The 13,484-nt window shown below is 41.4% G+C and carries 13 protein-coding genes, 2 rRNA genes and 1 pseudogene; 11 read left to right on the forward strand and 5 right to left on the reverse strand.

The genetic code is table 11. The features are described from left to right. The 3 genes and pseudogenes from Q0238_RS06065 to Q0238_RS06075 form a co-directional block, all read left to right on the forward strand. Window positions 1-323 (forward strand): 23S ribosomal RNA (locus Q0238_RS06065); the annotation flags it as partial. A 542-nt stretch (window positions 324-865) separates the two neighbouring features. After that, window positions 866-982, forward strand: a 5S ribosomal RNA gene (gene rrf, locus Q0238_RS06070). A gap of 1,133 nt (window positions 983-2,115) precedes the next feature. Continuing rightward, window positions 2,116-2,355, forward strand: a pseudogene (locus Q0238_RS06075) (helix-hairpin-helix domain-containing protein); the annotation flags it as partial. 786 nt (window positions 2,356-3,141) lie between these two features. Here Q0238_RS06075 and Q0238_RS06080 read toward each other — a convergent pair. Beyond that, window positions 3,142-3,564, reverse strand: a complete 423-nt coding sequence (locus tag Q0238_RS06080) for an EamA family transporter (RefSeq protein WP_297943982.1) — start codon at window positions 3,562-3,564, stop codon at window positions 3,142-3,144. 468 nt (window positions 3,565-4,032) lie between these two features. Between Q0238_RS06080 and Q0238_RS06085 the strand changes: the two genes are divergently transcribed. From Q0238_RS06085 to Q0238_RS06100, 4 genes are all read left to right on the forward strand, one after another. Continuing rightward, entirely contained in the window at window positions 4,033-4,416 is a 384-nt protein-coding gene (locus tag Q0238_RS06085; RefSeq protein WP_297881892.1) for a DUF4878 domain-containing protein, read from the forward strand. After that, on the forward strand, window positions 4,398-5,009 hold the full coding sequence (locus Q0238_RS06090) for a YiiX/YebB-like N1pC/P60 family cysteine hydrolase (RefSeq protein ID WP_297943985.1): 612 nt from the start codon (window positions 4,398-4,400) through the stop codon (window positions 5,007-5,009). The genes Q0238_RS06085 and Q0238_RS06090 overlap by 19 nt, the downstream gene beginning before the upstream one ends. A gap of 253 nt (window positions 5,010-5,262) precedes the next feature. Beyond that, window positions 5,263-6,285 carry an IS1595 family transposase gene (locus Q0238_RS06095; RefSeq protein ID WP_297943988.1) on the forward strand — a complete coding sequence of 341 codons (1,023 nt, stop codon included), beginning with the start codon at window positions 5,263-5,265 and terminating at the stop codon, window positions 6,283-6,285. Between the two features lie 30 nt (window positions 6,286-6,315). After that, window positions 6,316-7,224 (forward strand): site-specific DNA-methyltransferase, encoded by a 909-nt coding sequence (locus tag Q0238_RS06100; RefSeq protein ID WP_297943991.1) that lies wholly within the window; start codon window positions 6,316-6,318, stop codon window positions 7,222-7,224. Here Q0238_RS06100 and Q0238_RS06105 read toward each other — a convergent pair. The 3 genes from Q0238_RS06105 to nusA all read right to left on the reverse strand — a co-directional run bounded on the left by Q0238_RS06105 (window position 7,221) and on the right by nusA (window position 9,434). After that, entirely contained in the window at window positions 7,221-7,784 is a 564-nt protein-coding gene (locus Q0238_RS06105) for a hypothetical protein (RefSeq protein ID WP_297943994.1), read from the reverse strand. The genes Q0238_RS06100 and Q0238_RS06105 overlap by 4 nt on opposite strands. Next, a complete protein-coding gene (locus Q0238_RS06110; RefSeq protein ID WP_297943997.1) occupies window positions 7,781-7,990 on the reverse strand; it encodes a helix-turn-helix transcriptional regulator in 210 nt (69 codons plus the stop codon). The genes Q0238_RS06105 and Q0238_RS06110 overlap by 4 nt, the downstream gene beginning before the upstream one ends. 316 nt (window positions 7,991-8,306) lie before the next feature. Beyond that, window positions 8,307-9,434 carry a transcription termination factor NusA gene (nusA, locus tag Q0238_RS06115; protein WP_297881897.1) on the reverse strand — a complete coding sequence of 376 codons (1,128 nt, stop codon included), beginning with the start codon at window positions 9,432-9,434 and terminating at the stop codon, window positions 8,307-8,309. Window positions 9,435-9,592: 158 nt separating this feature from the next. Here nusA and Q0238_RS06120 point away from each other — a divergent pair, with 158 nt between their 5' ends. Genes Q0238_RS06120 through Q0238_RS06135 form a run of 4 tightly spaced genes read left to right on the forward strand, consistent with a single transcriptional unit; the run spans window position 9,593 to window position 12,563 of the window. After that, on the forward strand, window positions 9,593-9,835 hold the full coding sequence (locus Q0238_RS06120) for an HP0268 family nuclease (RefSeq protein WP_005870077.1): 243 nt from the start codon (window positions 9,593-9,595) through the stop codon (window positions 9,833-9,835). Further along, window positions 9,832-11,127, forward strand: a complete 1,296-nt coding sequence (gene miaB, locus Q0238_RS06125; RefSeq protein ID WP_297943999.1) for a tRNA (N6-isopentenyl adenosine(37)-C2)-methylthiotransferase MiaB — start codon at window positions 9,832-9,834, stop codon at window positions 11,125-11,127. The genes Q0238_RS06120 and miaB overlap by 4 nt, the downstream gene beginning before the upstream one ends. Beyond that, a complete protein-coding gene (locus Q0238_RS06130; RefSeq protein WP_297944002.1) occupies window positions 11,108-11,761 on the forward strand; it encodes a lysophospholipid acyltransferase family protein in 654 nt (217 codons plus the stop codon). The genes miaB and Q0238_RS06130 overlap by 20 nt, the downstream gene beginning before the upstream one ends. 46 nt (window positions 11,762-11,807) lie before the next feature. After that, the gene (locus tag Q0238_RS06135) at window positions 11,808-12,563 is read left to right on the forward strand and encodes a hypothetical protein (protein ID WP_297944005.1); all 756 of its coding nucleotides are present in this window, start codon (window positions 11,808-11,810) and stop codon (window positions 12,561-12,563) included. 229 nt (window positions 12,564-12,792) lie between these two features. On the opposite strand, the gene Q0238_RS06140 is transcribed toward Q0238_RS06135, so the two are convergent. Beyond that, complete coding sequence (locus Q0238_RS06140; RefSeq protein WP_297944008.1) at window positions 12,793-13,449, reverse strand: metallophosphoesterase; 657 nt, start codon at window positions 13,447-13,449, stop codon at window positions 12,793-12,795. Between the last annotated feature and the right edge of the window lie 35 nt (window positions 13,450-13,484).

Genomic DNA, 13,484 nt, shown 5'->3' on the forward strand with positions numbered 1-13,484 from the left:
AAAGCGGTACGCGAGCTGGGTTCAGAACGTCGTGAGACAGTTCGGTCCCTATCTGCCGTGGGCGTAAGAAGATTGAGGAGAGTTGACCCTAGTACGAGAGGACCGGGTTGAACCGACCACTGGTGTACCGGTTGTTCTGCCAAGAGCACCGCCGGGTAGCTAAGTCGGGATGCGATAAGAGCTGAAAGCATCTAAGCTCGAAGCCGACTCCAAGATGAATCTTCTTTTAAGAGCTCTAGTAGACTACTAGTTTGATAGGCCGGATGTGTAATGGATGAAAGTCCTTTAGCTGACCGGTACTAATAGCTCGTTTGCTTATCTTTTAAGCATTACTTCCTTGTTAAGGATAAAATTTTACTTCGTATTTTTATTTTATACCGCGTTGCGTTTCGCTTCGGATTGCGGTCACGAACTTATATGTTCGCTCCCTTATCCTAACTCACGCGCCTTGTCTAAAAGTAAAAATACTTTGTAAATTGATTCCTAATTTTTCACTATGCTTCGTTAAACTTCGCTGCGGACTTCGGTCACATACCATACGTATGCTCCCTCGTCTTTGCTCGTTTGCCTCGCCTAGCAAAAAATTAGTTCTCAATTCGAAATAGTAAATTTTTACTATACCTTATCAACCTTTGTTTTTATAAAACAAGATCTGACTTTAACGATGAACGCAGTGTTAAATAAGAGATTATAAAAGATATCCGTAATCTATGATTAATCTAAGTTAGATTACGAAGTATTTTTAAATATGAGGCGAATAGGCAGGAACGAGTAGAGCTTATATGCTACGCGGCTAAAGCTCGTAAGGTATTCGCAGTATATAATATTACTATCAAACAACAAAAGCAATCCCTTATTTAACACTGCCTGTGGCTATACAGACGAGGAAACGCCTTGCTCCATCTCGAACCAAGAAGCTAAGCTCGTCCTGGCTGATGATACTATCCGTTACTCGGACGGGGAAAGTAGGTCGCTGCAGGCTTTGTTAAAATTCCATAACTTTCTATGTAATTTTCAATTTAAATTCTATTCCGGTGTCTTTAGCTTATCGCTTTTTTAGCCAATAAATATTGCTTGATAAATTTAAAATTCTATAATCTCTTTAGAATTTTAGAACCTTCTGCAAATACAAATTTTAAATCTAGCCCTCCAACAATACAAAATCTCAAAACTCTGCATTAAATTTGACTTATATTGAGCGAAAAATGATACGGATTGAAATTTTTCTATAATACTTGCTTGTTCGTATCGTTTTTAATACTATCTGTTGCGTTTGCTTTTTAACTTCTATGGCGCGATCTTTATTTCTAACCTCTACAAGCCTCATTTATGATTTATACGTTCGTTCGTTTTTAATACATTACCGCGCTTTTATATCTAAATTATAAAGCCATCGGCACTTATAAAGCTTTCGTATAATTTAAACTAGATGCCAAATAAAGCTTGGCAAGCACTGTTACTTAATATAATGAAACGTTCTATAAGCAGATAAAACCCTATTAAAAATCAAGCCCAGAAAAAGCATGTCCTACAAAAGCAAGCTTATTGATGTGCTAAATTTTATGAAGATTGCCCGCCCGTCCTCGCACGTATAGTATCCGCGCCTTTTATAACACCAGTATTCTGTTGCCGTATGCGTCTAGTCTCGTACGTGTAAAGTCTCCGTGTGCGGTAAGGTAGGACTAAATTTCATAAATACCGCCGCTTAGCCTTTTATATGATTTAAATCCAAATCCCGTTTCAATGCTTGCGGTATTAAATTTAATATATCTAGCTTTATCCTTTTCGGTCTCCAAAGAGGAGCAAAAAAGCGCTGTTGAATTTAATATATCTAGCTTTATCCGCGCCTATCTGCTTTTTAAGATCAAGCTAAAATTTAACGTATTTATTTAATAAAACGATCGAAGCAGATAAAATTTCAATATATCCACTTAAATTTATCTCCCTTTAAGCCCGCTACAAATATAATCCTTACCGTATTGCAAGATAGCGTAATAGCATATGGGCGCATTCCTTCTCTAGCACTGACTGACGCGGGATAGGTATATAAAAGCACTCAATGCTAATAGACGTTTTATTTGGCAATACAAATATCTCAACCTCAAAGGACTTTTAATGAAAAACCTATTTAAATCTACACTATTTATATCGCTTCCTGCATTTATGCTAGCAGCCGTAAATTTAAACACAGCAAGCAAAGAGGAGCTTATGGCGCTTCCGGGCATCGGAGAGGCAAAAGCTCAGGCCATCATAGATTACCGCAAGGATAATAAATTTAAAGATATCGAGGATATCAAAAACATTAAAGGCATAGGCGATAAGAGATTTGAAGCCATTAAGGACGATCTTGCCGTAAGCGGACAAACAGATATAAGCGATCTAAAATCCGTAAAAGCTAAAGCCAATAAAAAAGCCAAAGATACCGCCAAATCTGCTAAAGCTAAAGCAAATGCCAAATCAGAAAAGATGCAAGAGAAAATGGATGATAGCATGGATAAGGCTATGAATGAGGATGGTAAAGTAAAAAACTCTACGGCTAAGTTGAAAGATGAGGCTAAAGAAGAGGGATCATCTAAGGCTAAGGGTAAGAGGGGCAAGAAGGGTAAGGGAGAGTAAAATTCTCCCGACCTTACTTATTATTCTACAAGTCTAGAGCTTGCGACGAATGTATGATCTACGTAGCAAGCGCATAAATTTAGGCGGAGCTATGGAAGTGTGCAAGATTTTAATTCGAATCTTGCGTAATTAGCTTACTCGACTATATTGTAGATTTAGAAGTTTACAGTTCGATTTAAACTTGCGGATGCGATTTTATTTTATGGTATGGCGAGTCGATATTTTTTGGAATTTTAAGGTGTAAATTTCTGATTTCTCATAAATTTCAATCTCACTACTTTTAAGCAGAACTAAAATTACCCTAAAGACCGCCTAACTATAGCAAGGTATCGGCAAATCGATTACCGACGCGTTTCAGGTAATGCCTAGAAATCGTGTAGGCTAAAGTCAAGCCATAAGAAATCATAGCGGTTTAGGGCGGCAATTTTGCAGAAGCGGCAGTGGGTTTATCTGATCAAAGCGTATAGTATAGCGCGAGCGTGGCGGTTAAAAAGACCACAAGAGATAGATTTAAAGCAATTCACCCTATTTAAACGCCAGCATTATTACGCCGCTGCCGATGAGCGCTAGCGCAAGCCATTCGCGAAGACTCGGGCGCTCGCCTAAAAAGATCACAGCGATGATTACAACGAGCACTACGCTTAGTTTATCGATCGGTGCTACTTGATAAGCTTTGCCGATTTGTAGTGCCTTGAAATACGCTAGCCATGACGCGCCCGTTGCTAGCCCGCTTAGTATCAGAAATACCCAGTTGCGCGGCGTTAGACTCGATAGCGGCTGCCAGGCTTTAGCGTAGCGTAGGAATGCGGCGAGACATAGGGCAATGATGATCGTGCGGATAAAAGTCGCAAAGTGAGAGTTGATCCCTTCGAGTCCGATTTTAGCAAATATCGCAGTCAGCGACGCAAAGAGCGCTGATGCAAGTGCCCAAACCGCCCATGTCTCCATGATATTCCTTTATGAAATGAATTATTGGATTATAGCCCTATTTAGGTAAAATTTCCTTATAATTTCGCGAGCGTCGCAGCAAAAAGCTAAATCGCAAGCGAGCAATCCTACGAAGTCGGCATTGAAATTTTAAAATTTTAGCCGCAAAATACGGCTAAATTTCAGTTCCGACAAGCAAAACTCGCCTCGCACGCTACCGAATGAGTTTGGGCACCGTTTGAGTGGTGTGCCGCAAGACACGGTTCGCAGAAACTGCCATAAAATTTCGCTTTGGCAAGATAAAATTTTATCTAGGCAAGACGAGCTTTCCTTCGAATGCAAAATTCTATTTTAATTCAGCAAAAGCACGACCGAATACGCCTTCGTAAATCCAAACGCGATATAAATTTCCCCTGAGCAGAAAGATCTGAATTTAAAAAATATTTATCGTTTGTATATAGAATCTCAAAATTTCTACGAGGAGAGCTTATGAAAAAATTTCTACTCGCGCTCATTGCGATATTCGTTTTAGCGGGTTGCGGCAGCGACCCGAAAGGCGTAGCCGAGGACTTCATAAGAGCCCTATACGAGGGCGATTCTAAGACTTTGGTGGATGCTATAGACATACCCGATAAGGACAGATCGGACGACGGCTCTATGCAGATGATAAACGGTAAACTGATGCAAATGGCAGGTGCCGGCAAGGAGGAGGCCTCCAAGCGCGACGGGCTAAAAGGCGTCTCGGGCGAGCTGCAAAATAGCGACGAGAAATCGGCGCTCGTGAAAGTCGTCGTGTCTTTTAAAAACGGCACAAACCGCACCGAGAGCGTTAAACTCGTCAAAAAAGACGGCAAATGGAAGGTTGCGCTTTAGCCAAAAAGCTTCTCGCCTGCCTGATCTTTGCTCTAGGCGGACTCGGCGAGCCTTGGACGCTAACGCGTGCGCCTACGGCAAAAGAGCCACTGCGGGTGCCGGATGAAATTTTATCAAATCTGCGCACGGGTGATATCGTCTTTCGCCTAGGCGACGTCACCGACAGCCGCATAATCGCGACTGCGACGGATTTTAAATACTCGCACGTAGGCATGATCGTGCGCGAGCGCCCGCTTTTGGTAGTGCACGCGGTAACGGGCGAGGGCGAGCAAGACGGCGTCGCGACCGTTTCGATGCGCGAGTTCTTGGCGCATGCGCGAGATTTCGGCGTGGCGCGGATGAAATTTTTAAACGAGGAGCAAAAGGCGCGCCTCGCCGCCTCTTTACTTAGGCGCGTCGGCGAGAGTTTTACGTTAAGACCTCGCGGCGAAGCGAACCTCTACTGCACGACGCTGCTTGAGCAAGAAATTTCAAAAATAACGGAATTTTCGCCGCAGTATTTCGAACTCAACCTAGCTGTCCTGGGCGGCGAATACCTCGCGCCGAAGGCGTTTTGGCATTACGGCGGCGTTGAAATTTTATACGAGTGGTAGGCACGACCTAGCTTGGGTTGGAATTTTGCGCGCCGTGTAAATTTAAAATATCGCGTCAATTCAAATCCGCGCATGAATAAAATTTGATCTTAAAATTCCGTGCCGTAAAATTTCGGTCAAAATTTGTTTTGGCGCTAAATTTTAAAATTCCGCGCTCGGTAAAATTTTATGGCTCTGTTTTCATTAAGTATTGATTTTTAAGCTTTATTTTGCTAGAATATCCGCATCAAAAATAGCAGTAAAAGGCGGTAAAATGGCAACTTCAAAGGCAGAGCTTGAAATAGTTAAACAGCTTTTTAGTACCCTAAGCGATGATGATAAAAAGCTGTTTCTAAAATCTATCAAATCAAAAGAAAAATCAGAGCAAAATTTTACCTTTACAAAAAATATAAAAGAATGCCCACATTGCAAATCTACTCATTTTGTTAAAAATGGCAAAAAGAATGGCAAACAAAGATATATGTGTGTAGATTGCCATAAAACATTTGCTAATACAAACAACACAATCCTTTTTAAAACCCAAAAAGAGCTTGAAATTTGGAAAAAATATATCCATTGTATGGTTGAAAAATACTCACTTAGAAAAACTGCTGAAATTTGTGGTATTGCACTATCTACTGCGTTTTACTGGCGACATAAAATCCTAGATGCCTTGCAAAAAATGCAAAACGAAGTCAAACTTGACGACATTGTAGAAGCCGATGAAACATTTATGCCTATCTCATACAAAGGTCATCACAAGGATTTTAATTTTCCACGCTTAGCAAAGAAAAGAGGGACTGCAAACACTAAGCGTGGATTATCAAAAGAACTTGTTTGCATACCTTGTGTTGTTAATCTAAATGGCAAATCAGTAGCAAAAATAGCAAATCTAGGCAAACCAAATGTAAAGGCTCTAAACAGCGTTATAAATGGCAAAGTAGAAAAAGAGAGCGTATTTGTAACCGATAGCCTTAGAAGTTATCTAAAACTATCAAACGAAATGAGCCTAAATCATATAAGAATACCACGAAATAAGCATAGTAACGGCTCGTTTAATATTCAAGTCGTAAATAACTATCATAGCAGACTTAAATCTATGCTAGTGTATAATTTCAAAGGCGTATCTACGAAATATCTTAATAACTATCTTGTTTATCACAATTTTGTAAATTTTGCAAAAGAGAGTAGAAAAGATAAAGAGCAGATACTTTTTAATCATATACTAAACACAAACTGTCTAAGCCAAAGTATAAGCGTGGCAAATAGACCTGCTGTGCCTGTTTTGGTGACGTAGGCTGTAAAAAATTTAAAAAAAGGAATAAAATTGTCATATACAAAATATTTAAACAATGTTACATTGGGCGATTGTTGTGAGCTAATGAAAAATATTCCCGATAATTATATTTCAGGCTGTATAACTGACCCACCATATAATTATGAATTTTTTGGTAGAAATTGGGATACCGCAGAAATAGAACGCAGAAAAAATAAAGCAAATAACAATAAAAATATATTGGTAAAAAATATACCATACGGCAGTGGGCTAGCAGGAGGAGTTAAAAATGAAAGATGGTATAAAAAAAATAGAGATAATATTTTAGAATATCAATCTTGGGTGGAGCATTGGGGAAAAGAGTTATATAGAATTTTAAAGCCAGGTGCGTTTATAATGGTATTTAATAGCAATAGAAGTGTGGCACATATTCAAATAGCACTTGAAAATGCAGGTTTTTATACTAAAGATATGTTTATATGGATAAGAAATAGTGGTATCCCAAAAGGTTTAAATGCTTATGAAAAAATGAAAAAAGATGGATATGAATTGGCAGAAAATTGGAGAGGTTGGCATAGTGCAACAAGAAACAATTACGAAGCAATATCTGTTTTGCAAAAACCGATAGAAAACAATTATATAAATAATATAAAAAAATACGGAATAGGACTTTTAAAAACAGAAGGTTATATAAATCACAATGGCTTTCTATCAAATATATTTGAAGGCTATCAAAGAGATAAAAAAGATAATTTCAACAAGCACATAACGGTTAAACCTATAAAGCTTATAGAAAAATTAGCAGAGATGATTGTCCCAAAACAAACAAATAATATTATAATTGACCCTTTTATTGGGAGCGGAACAACAGCATTAGCTTGTAGAAATTTAGGCATTCCATATATTGGTTTTGAATTAAATGAAGAGTATATTAAAATAGCAAATATACGATTATCTTAAAAATCATATTTGGCTTTTAGACAAGCCAAATATTGAACTATATCCACTCCACTATAGTTTATGATAAAATTAAAAGCATCTTTGTAAGAGATAACTTGCCAACCACCGTTTATAGCAGCAGTAATAGCTGCTGGTAGGTTATCGTTTCTTAAAATCAGGAAAACTGGGTTATATCCCATTTCTTTTAACATTTTTCCATATAATTTAAATTTTTTCAGCGTTCCACTATCGCCTGAGCCAATTCGATATTTAGCATCGATTGCCAAATTGCCTATGAAATAATCTACAGGGTGGTCTGTTCCAAAATTAACACTTTCTGGTGGCTTAAATAGATTGTTGGAGGTAAAAAGCTCTTTAGTTATCAATTCCCAAACTCTTCCAAGCTCTCTATTCCAATATTGCATATTTTGCATTTTTGTATCATAGGTTATATTAAAAAAATCCATTAAAATATCTGAACTAGAAAAAATTGGGGCAAATTCCTTTGAATTAAAATTACTTTTATATCGCGACAAAATATTAACGACATTTCTTTCTATTTGCTCTATAACTATACTCATTTTTTTAACAACTCCGACAAATCAGTTCCTAGGGCTTTTGCAATTTTATAAGCATTTATTAGGGTAATATTTTTTTCGCATCTTTCTATGCTGCCAATATAAGTTCTATGCAGACTAGATAATTCCGCTAACTTTTCCTGAGTAATATTTAGTGTTTGTCGTCTTTTGCGAACATTTTTTGCAAATGTGCTTAAAATGGAAATCATAACTTGTATTTTATAAATAAGTAGCAAAATAAATCAACACTCTATTGATAGCATTTTTTAGAAATCAATACACTATAAAAATAGAGCCAATTTTATATTAGAATTCCGCAGAGCGTCAAATTTACAAATTTCGCTGGCTACCGAATTCGCAAAATTACCGCTCGCTTCAGATTCTACACATTCTACACGCAAAACAGAATTCCACCTTACTGCAGAATTTTCAAAACACGAAATTTACAATTTATAAAATCCGAAAAGTATAGAATTTTATAAAAAGCGCAACTTACAAAATTTCAAAAAGCAAAGCGCGTGAGCTTTACAGCTCGCCGAAAAGCGCTTCGAGATTTTTAAGACCTTCCTCTGTGGAGACCTTTTTCTCGCTTGCCGAACCGGTTTCGATAAGCTCGATCTCACAGCCACACAGCATCGAAGCTAGGCGGATATTTAGGCCGTTTTTGCCGATCGCTTTACTTTTTTGATCGGGGTTTACATAGACGATCGCCTTGCCGTCCTGCGCTATTTTGACTGAGTTTACGATCGCAGGCGCCATTGCACGAGTGATCAAAATTTCGGGGCTTGCGGAGTATTCAAACGCGTCGATGCTCTCGCCGCCGCTTCCGTCTTGCAAATTTTTGCTTAAAAATCTACTCACCGCGTCGATGCGAGCGCCTCCTTTGCCGACGGTAGCGCCTACCGGATCGACATTTGGCGAGACGGCGCTAAGTGCGATCTTAGCGCGCCTGCCCGGAATCCTCGCGCAGGCTTGGATGATGACGCTGCCGTCTTTGATCTCGGGGACTTCGGCGGCGAGTAGGGCTTCTAGAAATTTCGGGCTGGTGCGCGAAAGCTCCAGCCTGATGCCGTGGGATTTGTCAATGGCTACGTTTTTAATGACGGCTTGCAGCACGTCGCCCACTTTGAAATTTTCGCCCTTGATGCGGTTTTTTTGCGGCATGAAGGCCTTCGTATCCTCGATCTCTACGTAGGTCGTGCCGTCGTGATCGATCTTAGTGACCGTGCCGTGGGTGAGAGTGCCTACCTTGCTTTTATAGTTTTCAAAAATTTTCTCTTCGAGCAGCCTTTGGATGTGAAAATTTAGCTCTCTAGCCAGGACGCCGGAAGCCGTGCGACCGAGGTTTTCGATATTTATTTCGTAGCTTAGCTCATCGCCGATCTCTGCGTTTTCGCCTATTTTTTTGGCTTCGCTCAGCGCGATGAAGTTGTGATCGCCGAGCCGCTCATCATCATCCGCGACGACGTGGACCTTTTGGTAAAGCTTAACGCGTTTGGTCTGCGGATCGACTTCGCTGTCGTAGAGATACTCCTCGCCGAAAAGTCTTTTTGCGGTCTGGATGAACGCCGTTTTGACGCGTTCTTTGACGTCTGCGGGCTCAAGCCCCTTTTCATTTGCAATCGACTCGATGATGTCGGTGATTTTTTCCATAAATTTTCCTTAAGATTTGATTTCGTGCTACTAAATTTGGATTTTAAATTTTGAAGTGCGGTATTATATGGAATTTTGACTTTATTTTTATTTAAACGAATTATTATCTAAATTTCGCTAAACTCGCGGGTTTAAAAAGATAAATGAAAGGATAGATCATGCAGCTAAAACTTGCCAGAACGGAGCTTGCTTCTAAGCCAAAAAGCGTTAAGATCGAGGATTTGCAAGCCCAAGTAGAAAAGAGCGGACAGAAAATATTTTATCTGGATAGAGAAAATTCTCAAAAAGATTTAGCCGCTTTGGTGGATTTCTTCGATACTAAGGGTTTTAGCGTGTATCAGCGCATAGTGCGATACGGGCTGAACGAAAACGAGTATATGTACGAGGTGCATATCCTTTGAGTAAACTCCTCTTCATCCAGACCCTAGGTTGCGCGATGAACGTGCGCGATAGCGAGCATATTATCGCGCAGCTAAAAGAACAAGATTACGAGATTACCGACGACGTAAATATCGCGGATCTAATCTTAATAAATACCTGCTCCGTGCGCGAAAAGCCCGTGCATAAGCTTTTTAGCGAGATCGGCGCATTCGATAAAGCGCGGAAAAGAGGCTCTAAAATCGGCGTTTGCGGCTGCACCGCAAGCCATCTAGGCGGAGAAATTTTTAAGCGCGCGCCTTTTGTGGATTTCGTACTCGGCGCCAGAAACGTATCTAAAATTTCGCAAGCCGTCCGTACGCCAAAATTTATCAGCACGGACATAAACTACGACGAGAGCGAGTTTGCCTTCGGAGATTTTGCGAGCTCGCCATATAAATCCTTCATAAACATAATGATCGGCTGTGATAAAAAGTGCTCCTACTGTATCGTGCCGCAAACTAGAGGCGATGAAATTTCGATCCCCGCTCAAATCATCTTGCGCGAAGCCGAAAGATCCGCAGCTCGCGGTGCCAAAGAGATATTTTTGCTCGGCCAAAACGTCAACAACTACGGCAAGCGCTTTTCTAATGCCCACGAAAAAATTGACTTCAGTGACTTGCTCGTGCGGCTTAGCGAGATAGAGGGCATCGAGCGCATCCGCTTTACCAGCCCGCATCCGCTGCATATGGACGATAAATTTTTGGACGTTTTTTGCAATAATCCCAAAATTTGCAAATCGATGCATATGCCGCTGCAAAGCGGCTCGAGTAAGGTTTTGCGCGATATGAAGCGCGGATATACCAAGCAGTGGTATCTGGACCGCGCGCTTAAACTGCGCCAAAGCTGCCCGGGCGTGGCGATCAGCACCGACATCATCGTGGGCTATCCGAGTGAGAGCGAGGAGGATTTTGCCGAGACGATGGAGGTGTTAGAAGCGGTGAGATTCGAGCAGGTTTTTTCCTTTAAATTTAGCCCGAGACCGCTCACGCCGGCAGCAAATTTAAAGCCGCTGGATGATGAAATTTCAAGCGAAAGGCTAAGCAGGCTACAAAGCGCTCACGCTAAAATTTTAGACGAGATCGCAGGAGCGCAAAAAGATAAAATTTTCGACGTATATTTCGAGGAGCTGCGCGAGGGCGGCACCGCGTACGGTAGAAGCTTTTCAAATTTTTTGATCTGCGCGCAAGGCGGCGAAGAGCTGCTAGGCAAAACGCGCGGAGTACGTATCGAAAAGACCGCCAGAATGGCGCTTTATGGACAAGTTATCGCTTAAAAAGCGGCTATTTTTCCGAGTCGCCGAATATCTCATTTTTATCCTGATTTGGTGCATTTTTTTAACGTGCAGGGTTAAATTTACACCCACGAGGCTGCCCGAAAAGCCCTGCGTCGTCGTGTTTTGGCATGGAAGACTAGCGATGATGAGCTTTGCTTATAGGCGCTGGTGGCTGCGGGATTTCGGCAGCAAGAGGCGCGCCAAGGTCATCATCTCAGATCACAAAGACGGCGAAATCATTACGCGCGTGATCTCGCATTTCGGTATCGGCGCGATCCGCGGCAGTAGCTTCAAGGGCGGAGCGCGTGCGCTTATGGGCGCGATCAAAGAGATAAAAAGCGGCACCGACGTTATCATCACTCCCGATGGCCCGCGCGGTCCGCTTCACAGCGTCGCCGACGGTGCCGTGATCCTTGCGCAGCGGCTAAACTTAGATATTTACGCGCTAAATTACGAAGCGAGCAGTTTTTGGAAATTTCATAGCTGGGACGAGATGGTCTTGCCAAAGCCCTTTTCGCGTATAAATTACAGCCTCAGCGCGCCGCTAAATTTAGAAGGACTTGGCCTTGAAGCGGGCAAAGAGGCGATCAGGCAACTGCTTTTTGCAAGCGCCGAGCAGGACGCTAAATTTTAGTTTGAAATAATAGTGTTTCGGTATAATTGCAATTTTAGGAGAAAAAATGGCACTATTTAAAGCAAAATCATTCCTCAGCGTCGCTAAAAGTGCCGACGCATGCGAGTTTTTTTATAGAAAATTGGGCTTTGGCAAAAGAATTTTAGATGAGAAATCCGATCGTTTTCCTATCGCGCAAGAAAATGATCTGGCTACCTCGCTAGCGGGCTTTGCGGATCTGAGTGATAAAAATTTAATCTCTTGCGTGCTGATAGACGACGAAAATCAAAGAGTGTATTTTAACGAGGATTATATGATTAAAGAAAATAGCATTTATCAAAAAGTCGATGATAGCTTCATAGTGGAATTTCCTCGCGCAAGTGCACAGGCGGCGGATGAGACTTTTGGAATAGAATTTAGCTCGCACGCTAGTTTATTTAAAATTTTATACTTCTTGCTAAAAAATCAAAGCGATTTTGAAAACATGGCGATGTTCGCACTGAAATTTAATAACCGCGCATGTTTCGTCGTCGCCAACCAAGAGCGCGTGCTCTACGCCGACATAATGCGTATCGACGAGGAGATGCAGGCAGCGATGAGCGACGCGGACGAGCTATTTTACGAGCTTTTAAATTTTCAGATCGAGACCTTCTATAAATCCGAAAATAGCGAGTTTCTCACTAATGTTTTCATCTACTCAGACGGCACACTTAGCAACGAGATTGGTTATGTGATTTTCACGCGCATCTTCATCAAAACAAATTTGATAAATCTAAATTTCGCCGATTACATCAACAAAATCGCGATGCTGGAAGCCCGCTAGATCAAATTTTTCGCTCCGCACCTAGGCAGAATTTTAAAATTTTATCTTTGCAATATTACGCTTGCTTGATACGATTTGGTTACTCGTTCGCGGTTGCGTTTTGTTAAATTTATCTCGCGTTACATAATGAAATTTTGACTAGGTAAAATCAATCCGTATTTAATGGCTCGCTTTTAAATTTAAACTTATTTGCTGCAAAGGGTCCGTCTTGCGCCGTAAATTCTATTTTTTACGAACTCTGATTAATTTTACGCAAAAAATTTTCTATCAAAACCCGCCTTTGCTCTACGTCGTCGCTATCGCTAATGCCCTCTAGCTCACTTGCGTGATGGGCCTTGGGCGGGATATCTTTCAGATACGACCACACCTCGTCCTCGCTTAAAATTTTGCCGTGCAGATCAAAGCCCACGTTTAGCGCCCTGCCCGAAACCTCAGCCATATCTGCGTGCAGGTGACCGTAGAGCATCAGTGCGCCATAATGGCAGTTTGCCCACTCGATCATAGGGTAGTGAGACAGAGCCGCTCTCTTATGCGATAGGCGCACAAAGGCATAGCCTACGATCTGCTCAAACATAAAATTACCGTCCGCCTTGTACTGGCTTAACAGCTCGTTTTTCATAGCAGCGATGCGCCCATCGTGGTTGCCGAGCACCAAAAAATGTCGCCCGTTTAATCTGCGAAGTAACTCGCAAGTGTGCGCAAAATCCTTGTGAAAGGACACGTCGCCGAGATTATAGACGAGATCTTCTGGCGTAACGAGCGCATTCCAAGCGGCGATGAGATTTTCATCCATTTCGGCTACGTTTGCGCCTTTTCTAAAATTCGGATATTTTTTAAGCACCAGCTCGTGGCCGAAGTGCAGATCGGAGGTAAAATAAACGCTCATAAAAGCTCCTCAAATAGCGCAAGATCCACGCCCGA

Source organism: uncultured Campylobacter sp. (genome assembly GCF_938045775.1).
Classification (GTDB): domain Bacteria; phylum Campylobacterota; class Campylobacteria; order Campylobacterales; family Campylobacteraceae; genus Campylobacter_B.